Source organism: Escherichia sp. 93.1518, from assembly GCF_013368915.2.
GTDB classification, from domain to species: Bacteria; Pseudomonadota; Gammaproteobacteria; order Enterobacterales; family Enterobacteriaceae; genus Escherichia; species Escherichia ruysiae.
On record NZ_JABWMT020000008.1, the window covers coordinates 47,347 to 69,015 of the forward strand.

At 48.9% G+C, this 21,669-nt stretch carries 14 protein-coding genes, 1 tRNA gene and 1 pseudogene; 11 read left to right on the forward strand and 5 right to left on the reverse strand.

What is annotated here, in order from left to right:
- Positions 1-106: 106 nt before the first annotated feature.
- A complete protein-coding gene (locus HEN21_RS07785) occupies positions 107-1,513 on the forward strand; it encodes a winged helix-turn-helix domain-containing protein (protein WP_176252453.1) in 1,407 nt (468 codons plus the stop codon).
- Positions 1,514-1,695: 182 nt separating this feature from the next.
- Here the strand turns inward: HEN21_RS07785 and HEN21_RS07790 are convergent.
- Positions 1,696-1,769 (reverse strand) — tRNA-Gly (locus HEN21_RS07790).
- Positions 1,770-1,847: 78 nt separating this feature from the next.
- A complete protein-coding gene (actS, locus tag HEN21_RS07795; protein ID WP_010349361.1) occupies positions 1,848-2,603 on the reverse strand; it encodes an amidase activator ActS in 756 nt (251 codons plus the stop codon).
- A gap of 389 nt (positions 2,604-2,992) precedes the next feature.
- Between actS and xdhA the strand changes: the two genes are divergently transcribed.
- From xdhA to xdhC, 3 genes are read left to right on the forward strand one after another with little or no spacing between them, the layout of a single operon-like run.
- Positions 2,993-5,290: a xanthine dehydrogenase molybdenum-binding subunit XdhA gene (gene xdhA, locus HEN21_RS07800; protein WP_176252454.1), complete on the forward strand. Its 2,298-nt coding sequence runs from the start codon at positions 2,993-2,995 to the stop codon at positions 5,288-5,290.
- A gap of 10 nt (positions 5,291-5,300) precedes the next feature.
- Positions 5,301-6,179 (forward strand): xanthine dehydrogenase FAD-binding subunit XdhB, encoded by an 879-nt coding sequence (gene xdhB / locus HEN21_RS07805; RefSeq protein ID WP_000459214.1) that lies wholly within the window; start codon positions 5,301-5,303, stop codon positions 6,177-6,179.
- Positions 6,176-6,655 (forward strand): xanthine dehydrogenase iron sulfur-binding subunit XdhC, encoded by a 480-nt coding sequence (xdhC, locus tag HEN21_RS07810; RefSeq protein ID WP_001016616.1) that lies wholly within the window; start codon positions 6,176-6,178, stop codon positions 6,653-6,655. The genes xdhB and xdhC overlap by 4 nt, the downstream gene beginning before the upstream one ends.
- 39 nt (positions 6,656-6,694) lie before the next feature.
- On the opposite strand, the gene HEN21_RS07815 is transcribed toward xdhC, so the two are convergent.
- The gene (locus HEN21_RS07815) at positions 6,695-8,473 is read right to left on the reverse strand and encodes a sigma-54 interaction domain-containing protein (RefSeq protein ID WP_000424616.1); all 1,779 of its coding nucleotides are present in this window, start codon (positions 8,471-8,473) and stop codon (positions 6,695-6,697) included.
- Positions 8,474-8,952: 479 nt separating this feature from the next.
- Between HEN21_RS07815 and ygeW the strand changes: the two genes are divergently transcribed.
- Genes ygeW through arcC form a run of 5 tightly spaced genes read left to right on the forward strand, consistent with a single transcriptional unit; the run spans position 8,953 to position 15,081 of the window.
- Positions 8,953-10,140 carry a knotted carbamoyltransferase YgeW gene (gene ygeW / locus HEN21_RS07820; RefSeq protein ID WP_001360948.1) on the forward strand — a complete coding sequence of 396 codons (1,188 nt, stop codon included), beginning with the start codon at positions 8,953-8,955 and terminating at the stop codon, positions 10,138-10,140.
- A 57-nt stretch (positions 10,141-10,197) separates the two neighbouring features.
- A complete protein-coding gene (dpaL, locus tag HEN21_RS07825; protein WP_000110483.1) occupies positions 10,198-11,394 on the forward strand; it encodes a diaminopropionate ammonia-lyase in 1,197 nt (398 codons plus the stop codon).
- Between the two features lie 57 nt (positions 11,395-11,451).
- Positions 11,452-12,663: a YgeY family selenium metabolism-linked hydrolase gene (locus HEN21_RS07830; RefSeq protein WP_001107125.1), complete on the forward strand. Its 1,212-nt coding sequence runs from the start codon at positions 11,452-11,454 to the stop codon at positions 12,661-12,663.
- A 52-nt stretch (positions 12,664-12,715) separates the two neighbouring features.
- Entirely contained in the window at positions 12,716-14,101 is a 1,386-nt protein-coding gene (gene hyuA, locus HEN21_RS07835) for a D-phenylhydantoinase (protein WP_010349350.1), read from the forward strand.
- Positions 14,102-14,148: 47 nt separating this feature from the next.
- The gene (gene arcC / locus HEN21_RS07840) at positions 14,149-15,081 is read left to right on the forward strand and encodes a carbamate kinase (protein ID WP_000037980.1); all 933 of its coding nucleotides are present in this window, start codon (positions 14,149-14,151) and stop codon (positions 15,079-15,081) included.
- Between the two features lie 40 nt (positions 15,082-15,121).
- Here the strand turns inward: arcC and yqeB are convergent, their stop codons facing one another.
- Together yqeB and yqeC are read right to left on the reverse strand one after the other, a co-directional pair.
- Positions 15,122-16,747: a selenium-dependent molybdenum cofactor biosynthesis protein YqeB gene (yqeB, locus tag HEN21_RS07845; protein WP_001020364.1), complete on the reverse strand. Its 1,626-nt coding sequence runs from the start codon at positions 16,745-16,747 to the stop codon at positions 15,122-15,124.
- A 47-nt stretch (positions 16,748-16,794) separates the two neighbouring features.
- Positions 16,795-17,564, reverse strand: a pseudogene (yqeC, locus tag HEN21_RS07850) (selenium cofactor biosynthesis protein YqeC).
- Positions 17,565-17,668: 104 nt separating this feature from the next.
- On the opposite strand from yqeC, the gene mocA reads away from it, so the two are divergent.
- On the forward strand, positions 17,669-18,247 hold the full coding sequence (gene mocA, locus HEN21_RS07855; protein ID WP_001272832.1) for a molybdenum cofactor cytidylyltransferase: 579 nt from the start codon (positions 17,669-17,671) through the stop codon (positions 18,245-18,247).
- A 322-nt stretch (positions 18,248-18,569) separates the two neighbouring features.
- On the forward strand, positions 18,570-21,668 hold the full coding sequence (ygfK, locus tag HEN21_RS07860) for a putative selenate reductase subunit YgfK (protein ID WP_105285502.1): 3,099 nt from the start codon (positions 18,570-18,572) through the stop codon (positions 21,666-21,668).
- Position 21,669 lies beyond the last annotated feature (1 nt).

Consider the following 21,669-nt stretch of genomic DNA (forward strand, 5'->3'; position numbering starts at 1 on the left):
TATATATACAAAATCATATACAGTTTAATAAAACATATATGAATATCAGTTATATCTATTACTCATTCAGGACGTAAATAACCATAAACTTTACAGGGGTTAGCTAATGGATTTAGAAATTAAGTTTTCATATCATTTTCCTGATGGAATAATTCTTACAGAAGATGGTATTCTTACAAAAGGGAATGAGCAATCTTACATACCTCCGAAAGAGCTTGGCGTATTATTTGTATTGCTTGAATCATCTGGCAATGTTGTATCAAAAGATATGATCATCGAGTCCGTGTGGAAAAATGTCATTGTAAGTGACGAGTCCCTTACACGGTGTATATATTCATTAAGATGTATTTTTGAACGCATCGGTTATACCCGCTGTATAGAAACCATATACAGGAAAGGCTATCGATTCAGTGGGCAAGTTTTCAAAATAAAAGGGAACCAAAATAATGAAGAAGGAAGTACGGTTGCTTTATTTCCATTTACAACGTCTCACAGTCATCATGATCCATTAACACTAAATCAGAATCTTGTACAACTTATCTCAAACCAAAAAAATGATGACCTTTATATATACCCACTGGCAGCAACCCAATATTGTATAGATAATAAATCTCAAACAGCTTTTCTGGCCAGATTCAAACCAGATTATTTTATAACCGGAAGAATCAGCCAACATGGAACATCAAATAGTTTATATGTTGAGGTGATCGATGCAAAAAGTTTTTATCTTGTTGCCAGCACACATCTGCAAGCGGATGATATACAAAAAGTATCACAATTTATAATAAGTAACTTGTATCTGGCTATGAAGAAGCCTAAAGCTGCACAGGGCTTGATTAATCAACGCGATTCTTTTAATGACCATATTTTATCAAAAGAAATGTCTAACGGAAAAAACGCGCTAAATGAGTTCACGCCTGAAAGTATTGTCAAAGCAATAACGATATTTGAACACCTGAAAAAAAAACACAATATTCCGTCTCTAATAAATGAGTGTCATTGCCTGTTGGCTGAAGGCTATATATCCCTGGCTCTTCATGGTATGAATGAGCACAAAGATGCAACTCAAAAAGCATTCGCATTTATAGATAAGGTGTCAGATAAAACTATTTGTGATGGAAAGATTTCAGGAATCATGGGATTGATAACTGGTCTTTCCGGACAAGCAACGACATCACGTATTTTTTTTGAACATGCGCAGACACAAATATTAGATATCGCCGCCTTATACTATTATCGTGCACTGGTAAATATATATAACGATAAAATTGAGGATGCAATTGCTTGTATAGACCAGGCACTGTTACTTGAACCTGATATGCATAAAGCTGTGGTAATAAAAAAATGCATTAATGCATATATTTCTGCAACACAGAATAAAAAATACACACACGTTTATCAAGGAACAGAGAAAGAATGCTATTTAGTTATTATTAATAACATCCAAAAATTAAAGCAATTATCAAAAACTAATAATAATATCGATTTTAATAGTCAATGTGCAGTAGCGTGAGTCGTGATAATCCTCGACTGGTATAACGAATGCAAACTCGTTTATGACTGCTAATGTCGAGGAGCACACAAGCTCTACTTATTTTTGATTGTTGTTATTTGATTCAGCCATACTTGATGTAAGCACATTAAAAGAATGGAAAGTTTCGATAAAAAAAGAAAAATAAATGAGGATATAAAAACTGGAGCGGGCGAAGGGAATCGAACCCTCGTATAGAGCTTGGGAAGCTCTCGTTCTACCATTGAACTACGCCCGCTTTGAGATGCGTAAGGCATTATAAACCTTACGCTCTTCTTAGCAAGTGCCTTGCTACTGACTGCTGATTAATTCACCATCAGCACTTTGGTTTACTGCCCTGTGGCGGCAAGTAGCGCAAAGGATCAATCGCCGTAGCACGGTAACGAATCTGGAAATGTAACCGCACAGATTCAGCATCCGTACTGCCCATCGTCGCTATCTTTTGCCCAGCCTTAACATTTTGCCCATTGTTTACCAGCATCGTGTCGTTATGAGCGTAAGCAGTGATGTAATCTTCACTGTGTTTAATCATGATGAGATTACCGTAGCCACGTAATTGGTTACCGACATACACCACCTTACCGGCGCCGGCTGCATATATTGGCGTCCCGCGCGCTGCAGCAATATCAATCCCTTTATTACCACCATCAGCCATTGAGTAAGGCATGATAACTTTTCCACTCGTTGGCCATAACCAGCAACGTTGTCCGACGGGCGGCCATGAAGATTTCGGAACCACTGGCGGTGGAGTGACTGACGCTGTTTTCGTCGTTGATTTGGCTGTATATTTTCTCGAGCTGCGGTTACTTTTTGCCCCACCAAGCTTCAACTTTTGACCAACTTCGATGGTATAGGGTGGAGAAATGCCGTTGAGTCGGGCAAGTTCTTTTACGCTTGTTCCCGTGGTGCGTGAAATACGATAAAGCGTATCCCCCCGTTTCACGGTGTAAACGGAGCCGGAATACGTTCCTGTGTCTGATGATTTGCTACCAGAACAGCCCGCCAGAAGCAGCCCTGCCGATAACAGCATCACGATACCCAGCGTTTTTTTATTCGGGCGTCCTGCGCTCAAAATCTTTCCTCGCTCAAAAAACAAGACGCTATATCATAGCAGCCACCTGTCAGATACCCAATCCATTGCTCAGAAAATGGATGTACAAATCAAGAATTGTGAATGAATCCATTAGGATAGCGATCCCCCATTTGCACATCATCATAACGCAAAAGAAGGCATCCTGACTGTCGCCTAATATTCATTTATCACAATGATTTTTATCACACTCATATTGATACACAGCCCTCTCTTTCTTTGCTGATAAAAACGCATCATCCCTGGCGTTTTATTAACAACATCACACTTCCCTCCTCCCCCCATGCTTATAGTCGTTTCTGGCGTAATTCTTGCCTGCAAAGACTAAATCATTGCCATAAGAACCAAATGTTCAAATCAAGGGGATTTCTATGGAAGCGCGGGAAGCAACCGCTACAGGTGAATCATGTATGCGCGTAGATGCCATTGCTAAGGTTACCGGGCGGGCACGATATACTGATGATTATGTTATGGCGGGCATGTGTTACGCAAAATATGTACGTAGCCCTATCGCACATGGTTATGCCGTAAATATTGACGATGAAAAAGCCAGAAGCCTGCCGGGCGTACTGGCGATTTTTACCTGGGAAGATGTACCGGATATCCCATTCGCTACGGCAGGACATGCATGGACACTTGACGTAAATAAACGCGATACCGCCGATCGCGCACTGTTAACCCGCCATGTTCGTCATCATGGTGATGCCGTTGCCATCGTCGTGGCTCGCGATGAGCTCACGGCAGAAAAAGCGGCGCAACTAGTCAGCATTGAGTGGCAAGAATTACCCGTTATCACCACACCAGAAGCGGCACTGGCAGAAGACGCAGCACCAATCCATAACGGCGGCAATTTACTTAAACAAAGCATGATGTCGACGGGCAATGTCCAGCAAACAATCGATGCGGCAGATTACAAGATCGAGGGGCATTATCAAACACCGGTCATTCAGCATTGCCATATGGAAAGTGTGACCTCACTGGCATGGATGGAGGATGACTCGCGAATTACCATCGTCTCCAGTACGCAGATCCCACATATTGTTCGCCGCGTTGTCGGTCAGGCGCTGGATATTCCCTGGTCATGTGTTCGAGTCATCAAACCGTTTGTCGGCGGCGGTTTTGGTAATAAACAGGATGTGCTGGAAGAGCCTATGGCGGCCTTCCTGACCAGCAAGCTCGGGGGCATTCCGGTGAAAGTTTCCCTTAGCCGTGAAGAGTGTTTTCTCGCAACCCGAACCCGCCACGCCTTTACCATTGATGGGAAAATGGGCGTGAATCGTGATGGTACGTTGAAAGGTTATAGTCTGGATGTTCTGTCCAACACCGGCGCTTATGCCTCCCACGGTCACTCCATCGCTTCCGCAGGCGGTAACAAAGTCGCTTACCTTTATCCTCGTTGTGCTTATGCCTACAGTTCAAAGACCTGCTATACCAATCTGCCCTCGACAGGCGCGATGCGTGGTTATGGCGCACCGCAAGTCGTTTTTGCTGTCGAATCAATGCTGGATGACGCCGCTACCGCGTTAGAACTAGACCCAGTAGAAATTCGTTTACGTAATGCTGCTCGAGAAGGCGATGCAAATCCGCTCACGGGCAAACGTATTTACAGCGCAGGATTACCAGAGTGTCTTGAAAAAGGGCGGAAAATCTTTGAATGGGAAAAACGCCGTGCAGAGTGCCGGAACCAGCAAGGCAATTTGCGGCGAGGCGTTGGCGTTGCCTGTTTTAGCTACACCTCTAACACCTGGCCTGTCGGGGTGGAAATCGCGGGCGCACGCCTGTTGATGAATCAGGATGGAACCATCAACGTGCAAAGCGGCGCTACAGAAATCGGTCAGGGTGCCGACACCGTGTTCTCACAAATGGTGGCAGAAACCGTGGGTGTCCCGGTCAGCGATGTCCGCGTAATTTCGACACAAGACACCGATATTACACCATTCGACCCCGGCGCGTTTGCATCACGTCAGAGCTACGTTGCCGCGCCAGCGTTGCGCAGTGCGGCGCTGCTGCTGAAAGAGAAAATCATCGCTCACGCCGCAGTCATGCTACATCAGTCAGCGATGAATCTGACCCTGATAAAAGGCCAAATCGTGCTGGTTGAAAGACCAGAAGAGCCGTTGCTGTCATTAAAAGATCTGGCAATGGATGCGTTTTATCATCCCGAGCGTGGCGGACAGCTTTCTGCAGAAAGTTCTATCAAAACTACCACTAACCCACCGGCGTTTGGCTGCACCTTTGTTGACCTTACAGTCGATATTGCGCTGTGCAAAGTCACTATCAACCGCATCCTCAACGTTCATGATTCGGGGCATATTCTTAATCCGCTACTGGCAGAAGGCCAGGTACACGGCGGGATGGGAATGGGCATTGGCTGGGCGCTATTTGAAGAGATGATCATCGACGCGAAAAGCGGCGTGGTACGTAACCCAAATCTGCTGGATTACAAAATGCCGACCATGCCGGATCTGCCACAACTGGAAAGTGCGTTTGTCGAAATCAATGAACCGCAATCCGCATACGGACATAAGTCACTGGGTGAGCCACCAATCATTCCTGTTGCCGCTGCTATTCGTAACGCGGTGAAGATGGCTACCGGTGTTGCAATCAATACACTGCCACTGACGCCAAAACGGTTATACGAAGAGTTCCATCTGGCAGGATTGATTTGAGGATAACATCATGTTTGATTTTGCTTCTTACCATCGCGCGACCACCATTGCCGATGCCATCAACCTGCTGACCCACAATCCGCAGGCAAAACTGCTCGCCGGTGGCACTGACGTACTGATTCAGCTCCATCATCACAATGACCGTTATCGCCATATTGTTGATATTCACAATCTGGCGGAGCTTCGGGGAATTACGCAGGAGGAAAATGGCGCGCTACGAATCGGCTCCGCGACGACATTTACTCAGCTCATTGAAGATCCGTTAACCCAGCATCATCTTCCGGCGTTATGTGCTGCGGCTTCGTCAATTGCCGGACCGCAGATCCGTAATGTCGCTACCTACGGTGGAAATATTTGCAACGGTGCCACCAGCGCAGACTCCGCCACACCAACGCTGATTTATGACGCGAAGCTGGAGATCCACTCACCGCGTGGAGTTCGTTTCGTCCCGATTAATGGCTTTCACACAGGGCCAGGCAAAGTCTCTCTTGAGCATGACGAAATTCTTGTCGCCTTTCATTTTCCGCCACAACCGAAAGAACATGCTGGTAGCGCGCATTTTAAATATGCCATGCGCGACGCAATGGATATTTCAACGATTGGCTGCGCCGCGTATTGTCGGCTGGATAATGGAAGTTTCAGTGAATTACGCCTGGCATTTGGTGTTGCCGCTCCAACGCCGATTCGCTGCCAACACGCCGAACAGGCTGCACAAAACGCGCCACTGAACCTGCAAACGCTGGAAGCCATCAGCGAGTCTGTCCTGCAAGACGTCGCCCCGCGTTCCTCATGGCGTGCGAGTAAAGAGTTTCGTCTGCATCTTATCCAGACGATGACCCAAAAAGTCATTAGCGAAGCCGTCGCTGCGGCAGGGGGAAAACTACAATGAACCACAGCGAAACAATTACCATTGAATGCGTCATTAACGGTATGCCTTTTCAGCTCCGCGCCGCGCCGGGTATGCCGCTTTCAGAACTGCTCCGTGAGCAAGGATTACTTAGCGTCAAACAAGGATGCTGCGTTGGAGAATGCGGCGCGTGTACTGTGCTGGTTGATGGCACCGCGATAGATAGCTGCTTATACCTTGCCTCCTGGGCTGAAGGAAAAGAGATACGCACGCTGGAAGGCGAAGCAAAAGGCGGCAAACTTTCTCATGTACAACAGGCTTATGCGAAATCAGGCGCGGTACAGTGTGGCTTTTGTACGCCCGGTTTGATTATGGCCACCACGGCAATGCTGGCAAAACCACGCGAGAAACCATTAACTATTACGGAAATTCGTCGCGGCCTGGCGGGAAATCTTTGTCGCTGCACCGGTTATCAGATGATTGTGAATACAGTGCTGGACTGCGAGGAAACGAAGTAAAACGAAATCCGGCCTGAATGCAGGCCGGATTTACTGCGGTTACGCACTTAACAATTCATATTTTTTAATCTTACGATAGAGCGTAGCAATGCCGATTCCCAGTTCATCAGCAACTTGCTTCTTGCTGTTATGACGTGAAAGCGCCTCGCGGATCATCTGTTTTTCCATCTCCTCCAGCGCCGTACCACCAGCATCATCAAGTGCCAAATGTGCTTCGCTGGCTTCTGGGCTCTCACTTTGCTCTGTCACGCCGTTATTTACCAGATTGGGCGGCAGGAGTGTGCTGTCAATGACTTCACCTGAAGGAACAACGTTGACCAGATATTCCATCAAATTGCTTAGCTCTCGCAGGTTTCCAGGCCAATAATGCTTACGCAGCAACTCAACAACATCAGGAGCAATGCCAGGATAAACCGACCCCAGACGACGGGTATGCAGATGTAAAAAGTAATGCACCAACAGTTCAATATCTTCCTGACGTTCACGCAAAGGCGGCAACGTTAACGGAATAACATTCAGGCGATAGAAGAGATCCTCACGAAACTTACCTTCAGCAATAAACTGAGCCAAATTCTGGTTAGTTGCAGAAATGATGCGGATGTCGACCTGTATTGGGCTGCTGGCACCAATCGGCAGAATTTCACGCGCCTCAATAGCTCGTAACAATTTTGCCTGCAACATTAATGGCATATCGCCAATTTCATCGAGAAACAGCGTGCCCGTATTCGCCGCCTGAATCAGCCCTGTTTTGCCGTTGGCAGAAGCACCCGTAAAAGCGCCTTTGACATAACCGAACAGCTCACTTTCCAGAAGCTGCTCCGGGATCGCGGCACAGTTGATAGCAATAAAGGGTTTATTCCGTCTTCCACTCAACTTATGAATTGCACGAGCGACAACTTCTTTACCGGTGCCACTTTCCCCGACCACCATTACGCTGGATGGGCTGGGCGCGATACGGCTAATGAGTCGTTTTAATTGCCGCATAACCCGGCATTCACCCACTAATTGTTCAATATGCGGTTCATCAGAAACGTTCGCCACAGAAAAACTGGTATGTGACTGGTGAAACGCCATCAAAAATAACTGTCGCCCCTGGATGTTATGCAACTGACCAATTATTAATTCACTTTTATCATCCCACGAAACGATATGTTGCATATGTCCATGAGTAAAATTACTCTCAAATGTTAATGGTCTGAAACGAATAGGTTTCCCAACCATATTATTTTGAGCAACACCAAGAGTTTTTAATGCAGTCTGGTTAACAAACTGAATACGATTGTCTTCATCGATAACTAACACTCCCTGATCCATATTATCGATCATGGTAGCGAATATTTTACTTATATTATCTCCTGGCCCCTGATCTTCCAGAAGTTTCGAGACAAAAATAGTAGATATATGGCGAACGTAATCTGAAAATTCGCGTAAATTATCACTGATATGTTCTTGTTGCTCATGAGTAACAGCAATCAAACTTATTACTCCGACACAACGATCTTGCAGAATAACGGGCGTGCCCAGGAATGCCTTTTCACGACAATTTTCTTTACTGTCACAACCTTCACAAAGGGGATCGAAGCGAGACTGTGTCACAACCTTTTCGGTTTTGGTTTCCAGGACATAGCGGAGCAAACGTGAATTGCCACTTAGCTGGCGCCCAAGAAACTTCCCATATGCGCCAGTTCCAGCGACGCGACACAAGTTTTCATCAACGATCTCAACCTCAAGCTGCAAAACGCTGGCTAGCATTCTGGCAAAACGCTGAATTGTTGGTTGAATTTGCATCAATACTGACTGCGTAGTAACAAGCTCCATAGCTTTACCTTCCAGAATCACTTAAAAGTCGATCATTGAAGACGTTGATGGTTCACAGGTCATGACGATATTAACTCAGACAAATATAGCTTTGCTAAAAACATAGGATTTTTATCACTTTCTAATGAAATTATGGAAGTGATATCACATTTCTATATCAATATGAGAATTACGGGACTGCATTTATCAAACTGACGACGATTCTCCTCTCCCTTATATCTTATTTACGATACTTAGCAGCAAATAAATAACGGCAGAAAAAAAGCCAATCGTTTCCGTATATTTTTATGCTCCATAGTGCAATGTTAATTTGTGATCAACCCCACACATTACCTGTCAAATTACTCTTTCGCAGCCGCGTAGATAATTCTGGCACACTTATTGTTAGTCCCTGGTATAGCTGTGAAAACACCAATCACTTTGGCAAGTCACAGTGAAATAAACCACTTTGCCTGTCATTCCACTATCGGGACTTTATGATGAAAACTGTTAATGAGCTGATTAAGGATATCAATTCGCTGACCTCTCACCTTCACGAGAAAGATTTTTTGTTAACGTGGGAACAGACGCCAGATGAACTGAAACAAGTACTGGACGTTGCCGCAGCGTTAAAAGCACTGCGTGCTGAAAACATCTCGACCAAAGTCTTTAATAGTGGATTAGGTATTTCCGTATTCCGCGACAACTCCACCCGTACCCGTTTTTCTTATGCTTCCGCGCTTAACCTGCTCGGTCTGGCACAGCAAGATCTTGATGAAGGTAAATCACAAATCGCTCACGGCGAAACCGTTCGTGAAACCGCTAATATGATCTCCTTCTGCGCCGACGCTATCGGTATTCGTGACGATATGTATCTGGGTGCGGGTAACGCCTATATGCGTGAAGTTGGCGCGGCACTCGACGACGGCTACAAACAGGGCGTGCTGCCGCAGCGCCCGGCTTTAGTTAACCTGCAATGTGATATCGACCACCCGACGCAGTCGATGGCTGACCTGGCATGGTTGCGTGAACACTTTGGTTCGCTGGAAAACCTGAAAGGTAAAAAAATCGCCATGACCTGGGCCTATTCACCAAGCTACGGCAAACCGCTTTCTGTTCCGCAAGGCATCATCGGCCTGATGACCCGCTTCGGTATGGATGTCACCCTGGCCCACCCGGAAGGTTACGACCTGATCCCGGATGTGGTTGAAGTGGCGAAAAACAATGCTAAAGCGTCCGGCGGCAGCTTCCGTCAGGTCACCAGCATGGAAGAAGCGTTCAAAGATGCAGACATCGTTTATCCGAAGTCATGGGCACCTTACAAAGTGATGGAAGAGCGTACTGAACTGCTGCGCGCTAACGATCACGAAGGCTTAAAAGCACTGGAAAAACAGTGTCTGGCGCAGAACGCACAGCACAAAGACTGGCATTGTACTGAAGAGATGATGGAGCTGACCCGTGATGGCGAAGCCCTGTATATGCACTGCCTGCCAGCCGATATCAGCGGCGTATCCTGCAAAGAAGGTGAAGTCACTGAGGGCGTATTCGAAAAATACCGTATCGCGACCTACAAAGAAGCCAGCTGGAAGCCTTATATCATCGCCGCGATGATCCTGTCCCGTAAATACTCCAAACCGGGTGCACTGCTCGAACAACTGCTGAAAGAAGCGCAAGAACGCGTGAAATAACCCCTCGGGCCGATCGACAGATCGGCTCTCTATTTACAGAGGCCAAAAGGATAGGATATGTCCGTTTTCTCATTGAAGATTGATATCGCCGATAACAAATTTTTCAACGGCGAAACATCACCGCTCTTTTCGCAAAGCCAGGCAAAACTGGCGCGCCAGTTCCATCAGAAGATTGCTGGCTATCGCCCAACACCGCTTTGTGCGCTGGACGACCTCGCGAACCTTTTTGGTGTGAAGAAAATTCTCGTTAAGGACGAATCAAAACGATTCGGTCTGAACGCCTTCAAGATGCTCGGCGGTGCGTATGCCATCGCTCAGTTACTGTGCGAAAAATATCATCTTGATATCGAAACACTGTCATTTGAACACCTGAAAAAGGCTATCGGCGAAAAAATGACCTTCGCCACCACCACCGACGGCAACCACGGGCGCGGTGTGGCATGGGCAGCGCAGCAACTCGGACAGAATGCGGTGATTTACATGCCGAAAGGCTCCGCTCAGGAACGCGTTGACGCCATTCTGAATCTCGGTGCCGAGTGCATCGTCACCGATATGAACTATGACGACACCGTTCGCCTGACCATGCAACACGCGCAGCAGCACGGCTGGGAAGTGGTACAAGACACAGCCTGGGAAGGCTACACCAAAATCCCAACCTGGATCATGCAGGGCTATGCCACGCTGGCAGATGAAGCTGTCGAGCAAATGCGTGAAATGGGCGTAACCCCGACGCACGTTCTGCTGCAAGCCGGTGTCGGTGCTATGGCCGGTGGTGTGTTGGGTTATCTGGTCGATGTCTATAGCCCGCAAAATCTGCACAGCATTATTGTTGAACCTGACAAAGCTGACTGTATTTATCGCTCTGGCGTCAAAGGCGATATCGTCAACGTTGGCGGCGATATGGCCACTATTATGGCGGGCCTGGCCTGCGGCGAACCTAACCCGCTGGGCTGGGAAATCCTACGTAACTGCGCCACCCAATTCATCTCCTGCCAGGACAGCGTTGCCGCATTAGGTATGCGCGTGCTGGGTAATCCGTATGGCAACGATCCACGCATCATCTCCGGTGAATCTGGCGCTGTCGGTTTGGGCGTTCTCGCGGCGGTTCATTATCACCCGCAACGTCAAAGCCTGATGGAAAAACTGGCGCTGAACAAAGATGCCGTGGTGCTGGTTATCAGCACTGAAGGCGACACCGATGTGAAGCACTACCGCGAAGTTGTCTGGGAAGGCAAACACTCTGTAGCACCTTAATCACCCTATTGGAACTGCTCCCCGCAAAACGGGGAGTAAAAAATCTGGAGAAAAATAATGGCTAAGAATATTCCATTCAAACTGATTCTTGAAAAAGCAAAAGATTACCAGGCAGACATGACTCGCTTCCTGCGCGATATGGTTGCTATTCCCAGCGAAAGCTGCGACGAAAAACGCGTAGTGCATCGTATTAAAGAAGAGATGGAAAAAGTCGGCTTCGATAAAGTTGAAATCGACCCGATGGGTAACGTTCTCGGTTATATCGGCCACGGCCCGCGTCTGGTGGCAATGGACGCTCATATCGATACCGTCGGCATTGGCAACATCAAAAACTGGGACTTCGATCCGTACGAAGGCATGGAAACTGATGAGCTGATTGGTGGTCGCGGCACTTCCGACCAGGAAGGCGGCATGGCATCTATGGTTTATGCCGGTAAAATCATTAAAGACCTTGGTCTGGAAGATGAATACACCCTGCTGGTCACCGGTACGGTGCAGGAAGAAGACTGCGACGGTCTGTGCTGGCAGTACATTATTGAACAATCCGGCATTCGCCCGGAATTTGTGGTCAGTACTGAACCGACTGATTGCCAGGTATACCGTGGTCAGCGCGGACGTATGGAAATTCGTATAGATGTTCAGGGAGTTAGCTGCCACGGTTCTGCGCCAGAACGCGGTGATAACGCCATTTTCAAAATGGGACCGATTCTTGGCGAATTACAAGAACTGTCCCAGCGTCTGGGCTATGACGAATTCCTCGGCAAAGGCACCCTCACCGTTTCTGAAATTTTCTTTACCTCCCCAAGCCGTTGCGCTGTAGCAGACAGCTGCGCAGTTTCTATTGACCGTCGTCTGACCTGGGGTGAAACCTGGGAAGGCGCGTTGGACGAAATCCGCGCCCTGCCTGCGGTACAGAAAGCCAACGCGGTTGTTTCTATGTACAACTACGACCGTCCTTCCTGGACTGGCCTGGTTTACCCAACCGAATGCTACTTCCCGACCTGGAAAGTGGAAGAAGATCACTTCACTGTTAAAGCCCTGGTGAATGCCTACGAAGGTCTGTTTGGCAAAGCGCCGGTCGTTGATAAGTGGACCTTCTCAACTAACGGCGTATCCATCATGGGTCGTCACGGCATTCCGGTGATCGGCTTTGGCCCAGGTAAAGAACCAGAAGCGCACGCGCCAAACGAAAAAACCTGGAAATCTCATCTGGTGACCTGTGCCGCTATGTACGCTGCAATCCCGTTAAGCTGGCTGGCAACCGAATAATTATTCTTAACTTATTCCCCTCCGGTTCGCCGGAGGGTTTTTGGAGTTTGCTATGCGCGTATTGATCAAAAACGGCACTGTCGTTAACGCAGATGGACAAGCCAAACAGGATTTGTTGATTGAAAGCGGGATTGTTCGCCAGTTGGGCACCGATATTTCGCCGCAGCTCCCTTATGAAGAAATTGATGCCACTGGCTGTTACGTTTTCCCTGGCGGCGTGGACGTCCATACGCATTTTAATATTGATGTCGGCATTGCGCGCAGTTGTGATGATTTTTTTACCGGTACTCGCGCAGCCGCGTGTGGCGGTACAACAACCATTATTGACCATATGGGATTTGGCCCAAATGGCTGCCGGTTACGCCATCAACTGGAAGTTTATCGTGGTTATGCCGCCCATAAGGCGGTCATCGACTACAGCTTTCACGGTGTGATCCAGCACATTAATCACGCCATCCTCGACGAAATCCCGATGATGGTCGAGGAAGGGCTGAGCAGTTTTAAACTCTATTTAACCTATCAATATAAACTCAACGATGATGAAGTGTTGCAAGCATTACGCCGCTTGCATGAGTCTGGCGCCCTGACCACTGTGCACCCGGAAAATGACGCAGCTATCGCCAGCAAGCGGGCGGAGTTTATTGCCGCCGGGTTAACCGCGCCGCGCTATCACGCCTTGAGTCGACCTCTGGAATGCGAAGCAGAAGCTATCGCCCGCATGATTAACCTGGCGCAACTTGCCGGCAACGCCCCACTCTATATCGTCCATCTGTCTAACGGCTTAGGTCTGGATTATCTGCGTCTTGCCCGTGCGAATCACCAGCCAGTCTGGGTTGAAACCTGCCCACAATATCTTCTGCTGGACGAACGCAGTTACGATACAGAAGACGGAATGAAATTTATCCTTAGCCCGCCGCTGCGCAACGTTCGTGAGCAGGACAAGCTGTGGTGCGGTATCAGCGATGGTGCGATTGACGTGGTAGCGACCGATCATTGCACCTTCTCGATGGCTCAACGCCAGCAAATTTCTAAAGGCGATTTCAGTCGCTGCCCAAATGGCTTACCCGGTGTGGAAAATCGTATGCAATTGCTGTTTTCCAGCGGCGTAATGACCGGACGTATCACCCCGGAACGTTTTGTTGAGTTAACCAGTGCGATGCCCGCCAGGCTGTTTGGCCTGTGGCCACAAAAAGGATTGTTAGCGCCCGGTTCCGATGGCGACGTGGTGATTATCGATCCACGCCAGAGCCAACACATTCAACATCGCCATCTCCACGACAATGCCGACTATTCTCCCTGGGAGGGCTTTACCTGTCAGGGCGCGATTGTCAGAACCTTATCCCGTGGTGAAACGATTTTCTGCGACGGAGCCTTTACAGGCAAAGCCGGACGTGGTCGTTTCCTGCGACGCAAACCGTTTGTCCCTCCCGTGCTCTAACCACTGCCAGGGATCTATACACAATCAAGAATGATGAGTGAGGAAAAATGAGTAAGAAAATTGTTCTCGCCCTCGGCGGGAATGCGCTGGGCGACGATCTGGCCGGACAAATGAAAGCGGTAAAAATTACGTCTCAGGCAATTGTTGATTTAATTGCCCAGGGACATGAAGTTATCGTCACTCATGGTAATGGACCGCAGGTAGGCATGATTAACCAGGCATTCGAAGCTGCCGCAAAAACTGAAGCGCACTCGCCGATGCTGCCGATGTCTGTCTGTGTTGCGTTAAGTCAGGGATATATTGGTTACGATCTGCAAAATGCCTTAAGGGAAGAGCTGCTTTCTCGTGGTATTAATAAACCTGTAGCAACGCTGGTTACTCAGGTCGAAGTCGACGCTAACGATCCGGCATTCCTCCACCCGACCAAACCGATCGGATCGTTCTTTACCGAGCAGGAAGCCGAGCAACTGACAAAACAGGGTTACACCCTGAAAGAAGACGCGGGTCGTGGCTATCGTCGTGTAGTAGCCTCACCGAAGCCTGTTGATATTATTGAAAAAGAAACGGTTAAAGCTCTGGTAGATGCAGGCCAGGTGGTGATCACCGTTGGCGGTGGCGGTATTCCTGTGATTCGTGAAGGCAATCATCTGCGCGGTGCCAGCGCGGTTATCGATAAAGACTGGGCCAGCGCCCGTCTGGCAGAAATGATCGATGCCGATATGCTGATCATTCTGACTGCGGTAGAAAAAGTGGCCATTAACTTCGGTAAAGAGAATGAGCAGTGGCTCGACCGCCTGTCATTGGCCGATGCAGAACGCTTTATCGAAGAAGGTCATTTTGCGAAAGGTTCTATGCTGCCGAAAGTGGAAGCTGCCGCCTCGTTTGCTCGCTCTCGCGCAGGTCGCGAAGCACTGATTACCGTGTTGAGCAAAGCGAAAGAAGGGATTGAAGGCAAAACCGGAACGGTGATTTGTCAGTAAGTTAAAGGCCGGATGGGTAATACCATCCGGCCGTTTTCATTTAAGCCACTTCCAGCACTTCTTCTGTCGCTTTAACGCCCTGATGCATCAACATCATTAACGCCTCAAGTACGCCGCCGCCAATCGCCCTGGCTTTATCTGAAACACTGGTAAAATCAGCCGTTTCACCACGAGGGTCAATATCACCAATTTTAAAACCACCGACCACAGCCAGTCCGTCGTTCAACAAGCCACGTACCATCCCCGTCAACGGCGCTTTAATTTCATGCTCGCCAATCCAGGCAATCACATCACCCTCTTGCACCAGATCGCCTAATTTCACGTTGGAACGCATGATACCTGCCGCCGGAGCGCGAATAACTCGCCGGGTGGTATGCCCCATGATATTACCGGGAACACCTGTATTTTCCTGTGCGCAGCCGGAGTAAATCACCTGACCGAGCCAGTGCCCACGATTCGTTTCAATCACCGCATGACAATCTTTACCTGCGGTAAAGCCCGGCCCAAGCGCGATCGTCACTGGCGCCATATCTGCACGCGTACCCAAATTCTGTTTCGCAAGAATAGCGTCCACAACGCAAAGCGGTTTCAGTTCATCAAGCAGTGAACAGGCAGGATCTACCATCACCGGGATGAACCCGCGTTCGGTAAGTTTCATCGCCTCCGCAGAGCTGGTTGCCAGGCAGGCAGTGACGCCTTCGACCGTCATTTCGCCGTCGAACACGGCTTGGGCAAACGCCACGGTACAACGAATCACCGTTGGCTTTTCCACTTCCAGCATGATCACTTTGAACCCCGCATGATACAGACGCAGCGCCACACCACTGGCGATATCCCCCGCACCGCGAATCACCACCAGTTGGTGCCCGGAAGGATGCGTAGGTTTCATCATCAGCCCACCCGGCGCGTTATTTTTCACCTGTAATATTTCTGCCAGCACGCTGATGGCTATCTCCTGCGGCGTTTCCGCACCAATGTTGTAACCAACCGGCGCATGTAAACGGGCAATATGTTCTTCAGCCACGCCTTTCTCGCGCAACTGACGCAGGAAAAGCTGCACCTTGCGGCGACTTGCCAGCAAACCCAGCCATGCAATAGGCTGCTCAATGAGTTTATCGAGGGCTTCACGATCCTGATTATTCGTGGCAATCAGGACAAAATTATCAGGGCGAATCTCCAGTGCTTCTACTGCCGCGCCAAACGAATCGGCATGGAGAAGCGTAGTTGACGGCGGAAAAAGTTCAGGATTGAGGCTTTCGCGATAAATATCGGCAACGGCGATATCAAACCCTAATAACGCGGCACTCTGGGCTATCGCCCGGTTGACATGCCCCGCGCCGATCAACACCAGACGTGGTCGCATACCATGTACGCTGATAAACACTGACATTGCGCCTCCGCAATCTGACCCGACGGCATCCGCGCCGTTACGAGCCATGCGCCCGTGGAATAATCGCGGCTTACGTTCCTGCAATGCCTGAAGCGACTCTTCAATCACCTTCCGCTCAACCATTCCGCCGCCAATTGTGCCGACGATAGAACCATCGGCACGCACTAACATTTGTGCAGAATGACGGGGTGTAGAACCTCGGCTATCAACAATTTGCGCCATCGCAAACGGACAATTTTGCTCTTCGAGTTTTGCAGCCTCTGTGAAAATATTCATACCAACCTCAATGGATATCCTTTCAGTAACCCGGAATGCCCGAGCTGCTAATTCACAAATCTGCGCGCGATTGCAGGATGTTCTTGTATATCGCCCAGCCAGATTGCCTCTACGTCATGTTGTTGCAGCGGTTTGAGTAGCTCGCTTTGCGCAATCGCATTCTCACATTGAGAAAAACGGTTAATGAACCAGACTCGCCGACAGCCTTGCGGTACGTTTTTAAACGCGCCCTGCGGATGGCGAACCAGCGCAACGAGATCGCTAAGTTGCAAGGTTGCATCTGGTGTTAACCCAGTAATATCAGCAAACTGCGACCAGCGATGGATATTTTCGGTGCCAACTTTAGCGCCCAAAATATGCCCTCCCATCACAGCAATCACGCAGCAACTGCTTTTTGGTATGCAAGGTTCGTGCTCATCCGGCGCTTTTAACGGCATTCCACGCGAGCCATCTGCCTCAATGAGAATTACGTCACATTCTGGTCGTTGCGCCAGTACATCAATGGTATCTGGCGTAAATCCCTGCGCTTTCCCTGTTTCGCTTTGAAGCGGTGAAAACAAAATGCAATGGGGGATGTGAGAGACGCATGAGGAAGCATGGCGGGATCGCGACAGAAAACCACGGGCCAGTGAGACGTTGGTATAAACATATGTGTCGTCGTCGTGATTAACACGCGCCTGCCACTAGACTGAAGTAACTCTGCCAGCCAAAAAAGCAGACTGGTTTTCCCCCCTGCACCAACAACAGAAATGACTGCCGGAGCGTTCTGCACGCCTAAATCAATGAATAATGCTGATGGGTCAATTATACTTTTCACGAGTCTTCATAGACCTCTCTGGGATAAATTAACCCACAAATTCATTAACCAGGAAGTAACGCAATTTTCAGGCGTTATTAACCGATATAAATAATGGAATCACTATGTCAGCCATCGACTGTATAATTACCGCTGCTGGATTATCATCAAGAATGGGACAATGGAAAATGATGTTACCCTGGCAACAGGAAACAATTCTTGATGCAAGTATCAAAAACGCGTTGCAGTTTTGTAGTCGAATTATTTTAGTTACGGGTTTTCGCGCTAATGAACTGCACCATCGCTACGAGAACACTGACAATATTACTCTTATTTATAATCCAGATTATGAGCAGGGCTTACTGACCTCGGTGAAGGCTGCTGCTCCCGAAGTGCAAACCGAATATTGCTTTATTACTCATGGCGACATGCCGAGCATTAATGCAAATATTTTCAATAAAATCTGGCAGTTACGCAATGGCGGCGCAATACTTCCACTCCACAATGGCATTCCTGGTCATCCCATTTTAATCTCAAAGTCGAGTCTGATGCAGGCTATCCAACGCCCCAACGTGACCAATATGCGTCAGGCATTGCAAATGGGTGAGCATTATTCCGTCGAAATAGAAGATGAAGAAATAATTTTAGATATTGATACCCCCGAGGACTTTATTTATGCGCAAAAGCGGCATACTAAATTTTAGAAAATCAGGTTAAACGATTGCGTTCAAATATTCATTCCACTCAGCGCGTTTTTATCATAATGATAAGGAGTCACTGATTTTGAGAAATGAGAAAAAATGATAAAAGCCCTGACAATAATAACTCTCAGTAGTGATTTTAATTCTCATTTAGCACCTGTGAGATCATTCACAAAAAACCATTAAGTTTCGAGGCGCCTCACATTTTTTTATATTTCAGGACCAACCTGGCAATAGTGGTGCGATTGTTGCTCTGTCTCCTTAAACCACCGGATTTATCAATACCGGTTACTCAATGATATCTGTATAAGCTAAGGAGAGGGTTATGGGGGATATTATGCGTCCCATTCCGTTTGAGGAACTTTTGACGCGCATATTTGATGAATACCAACAACAACGCTCAATCTTTGGTATTCCTGAGCAACAGTTTTACTCACCCGTAAAAGGTAAATCTGTCGGCGTCTTCGGTGAAACCTGTGCCACCCCCGTCGGCCCTGCCGCTGGTCCGCACACGCAACTCGCGCAAAACATCGTCACCTCCTGGCTGACTGGCGGACGCTTCATCGAACTAAAAACCGTCCAGATTCTTGATCGTCTGGAGCTGGAAAAGCCTTGTATCGACGCCGAAGATGAGTGCTTTAACACCGAATGGTCCACCGAATTTACCCTGCTTAAAGCCTGGGATGAATACCTCAAAGCCTGGTTTGCCCTGCATCTTCTCGAAGCGATGTTCCAGCCTTCTGACTCCGGTAAATCGTTTATTTTTAATATGAGCGTCGGTTACAACCTCGAAGGCATTAAGCAGCCGCCGATGCAGCAGTTCATCGACAATATGATGGACGCATCTGACCATCCGAGATTCGCTCAATACCACGATACGCTGAATAAACTCCTCCACGATGACGCATTTTTAGCCCGCCACGGATTGCAGGAAAAACGTGAAAGCTTGCAGGCCTTGCCAGCCCGTATCCCCACCAGCATGGTACAAGGCGTTACCCTCTCCACCATGCACGGCTGCCCTCCGCATGAAATCGAAGCCATTTGCCGCTACATGCTGGAAGAAAAAGAGCTGAACACCTTTGTGAAACTCAACCCGACCTTACTGGGGTACGCGCGTGTTCGTGAGATTCTTGATGGATGTGGATTCGATTACATCGGCTTAAAAGAAGAGTCATTTGATCACGACCTCAAGCTGACGCAGGCGCTGGAAATGCTGGAACGCCTGATGACGCTGGCAAAAGAAAAATCACTCGGCTTTGGCGTCAAACTGACTAACACTCTCGGCACCATCAATAACAAAGGTGCACTGCCCGGTGAAGAGATGTATATGTCCGGCCGTGCGCTGTTCCCGCTCTCTATCAATGTCGCAGCAGTTCTGTCCCGCGCCTTTGACGGCAAACTGCCAATTTCTTATTCCGGTGGTGCCAGCCAGCTGACTATCCGCGATATTTTCGATACTGGCATTCGTCCAATCACCATGGCAACCGACTTGCTGAAACCAGGCGGCTATCTGCGTTTAAGTGCCTGTATGCGCGAGCTGGAAGGCTCCGACGCCTGGGGACTTGACCACGTTGACGTGGAACGACTGAGCAAGCTGGCCGCAGATGCGCTAACCATGGAATATACCCAGAAACACTGGAAGCCAGAAGAGCGTATAGAAGTGGCAGAAGACCTGCCGCTGACCGACTGCTACGTTGCCCCCTGTGTCACTGCCTGCGCCATCAAACAGGATATTCCGGAATACATTCGACTATTGGGCGAACATCGTTATGCCGACGCGCTGGAACTCATCTACCAACGTAATGCCCTGCCCGCCATTACTGGCCACATTTGCGATCACCAGTGCCAGTACAACTGTACCCGCCTGGATTACGACAGTGCGCTGAATATCCGCGAACTGAAAAAAGTCGCCCTGGAAAAAGGCTGGGATGAATACAAACAACGCTGGCACAAACCAGCGGGTTCTGGTTCTCGCCATCCGGTTGCCGTCATTGGCGCGGGTCCAGCGGGTCTGGCTGCAGGTTACTTCCTTGCCAGAGCGGGTCATCCAGTCACACTGTTTGAACGCGAAGCTAACGCCGGCGGCGTGGTGAAAAATATCATTCCCCAATTCCGTATTCCTGCTGAGTTGATTCAGCACGATATCGATTTTGTTGCCGATCACGGCGTGAAATTTGAGTATGACTGCTCACCGGATCTGACCGTCGAACAGTTAAAAAATCAGGGTTTCCACTATGTTCTGATTGCCACCGGCACCGATAAAAACAGCGGTGTGAAACTGGCTGGCAACAACCAGAATGTCTGGAAATCCCTCCCCTTCCTGCGTGAGTACAACAAAGGAACGGCGCTCAAGCTGGGCAAACATGTGGTGATTGTCGGTGCGGGTAACACCGCAATGGACTGCGCCCGCGCGGCATTACGCGTGCCGGGCGTAGAAAAAGCGACTGTCGTTTACCGTCGTTCACTGCAAGAGATGCCAGCATGGCGCGAAGAGTATGAAGAAGCACTACACGATGGCGTAGAGTTCCGTTTCCTCAATAACCCAGAACGTTTTGATGCGGATGGCACCTTAACGTTGCGCGTCATGTCGCTTGGCGAACCTGATGAGAAAGGTCGCCGCCGTCCGGTTGAAACCAGCGAAACGGTAACGCTGCACGTAGACAGCCTGATCACCGCCATTGGCGAACAGCAGGATACTGAAGCCCTGAATGCGATGGGCGTGCCGCTGGACAAAAACGGCTGGCCTGATGTCGACCATAACGGTGAGACCCGCCTGACTGACGTCTTTATGATCGGTGACGTACAGCGCGGACCGTCCTCTATCGTTGCCGCAGTTGGCACCGCTCGTCGGGCTACCGATGCCATCCTTAGTCGGGAAAATATTCGCTCCCACCAGAACGATAAACACTGGAACAACGTCAACCCGGCGGAAATCTACCAACGTAAAGGTGATATCTCAGTCACCCTGGTGAACAGCGACGATCGCGACGCGTTTGTCGCCCAGGAAGCCGCTCGCTGCCTTGAATGTAACTACGTTTGCAGCAAGTGTGTAGATGTCTGCCCGAACCGCGCCAACGTCTCAATTGCCGTCCCTGGCTTCCAGAACCGTTTCCAGACGCTGCACCTTGACGCTTACTGCAACGAATGCGGCAACTGCGCCCAGTTCTGCCCGTGGAACGGTAAACCGTACAAAGACAAAATCACCGTCTTTAGTCTGTCGCAAGACTTTGATAACAGCAGCAATCCAGGCTTCCTGGTGGAAAATGAGCGTGTACGTGTCCGTCTGAATAATCAGAGTTGGGTGTTGAACATCAATAGCGAAGGTCAGTTCGACAACGTACCGCCAGAGCTGAACGATATGTGCCACATTATCAGCCATGTCCACCAGCATCATCATTATCTGCTGGGCCGCGTGGAGGTGTAAT

Coding starts and splice junctions, on each gene's coding strand:
- HEN21_RS07815 (WP_000424616.1), bottom strand. CDS start 8,473: ATGGAGCTTGTTACTACGCAGTCAGTATTGATGCAAATTCAACCAACA.
- xdhB (WP_000459214.1), top strand. CDS start 5,301: ATGTTTGATTTTGCTTCTTACCATCGCGCGACCACCATTGCCGATGCC.
- hyuA (WP_010349350.1), top strand. CDS start 12,716: ATGCGCGTATTGATCAAAAACGGCACTGTCGTTAACGCAGATGGACAA.
- ygfK (WP_105285502.1), top strand. CDS start 18,570: ATGGGGGATATTATGCGTCCCATTCCGTTTGAGGAACTTTTGACGCGC.
- mocA (WP_001272832.1), top strand. CDS start 17,669: ATGTCAGCCATCGACTGTATAATTACCGCTGCTGGATTATCATCAAGA.
- arcC (WP_000037980.1), top strand. CDS start 14,149: ATGAGTAAGAAAATTGTTCTCGCCCTCGGCGGGAATGCGCTGGGCGAC.
- yqeB (WP_001020364.1), bottom strand. CDS start 16,747: ATGAATATTTTCACAGAGGCTGCAAAACTCGAAGAGCAAAATTGTCCG.
- HEN21_RS07830 (WP_001107125.1), top strand. CDS start 11,452: ATGGCTAAGAATATTCCATTCAAACTGATTCTTGAAAAAGCAAAAGAT.
- xdhC (WP_001016616.1), top strand. CDS start 6,176: ATGAACCACAGCGAAACAATTACCATTGAATGCGTCATTAACGGTATG.
- HEN21_RS07785 (WP_176252453.1), top strand. CDS start 107: ATGGATTTAGAAATTAAGTTTTCATATCATTTTCCTGATGGAATAATT.
- ygeW (WP_001360948.1), top strand. CDS start 8,953: ATGAAAACTGTTAATGAGCTGATTAAGGATATCAATTCGCTGACCTCT.
- xdhA (WP_176252454.1), top strand. CDS start 2,993: ATGGAAGCGCGGGAAGCAACCGCTACAGGTGAATCATGTATGCGCGTA.
- dpaL (WP_000110483.1), top strand. CDS start 10,198: ATGTCCGTTTTCTCATTGAAGATTGATATCGCCGATAACAAATTTTTC.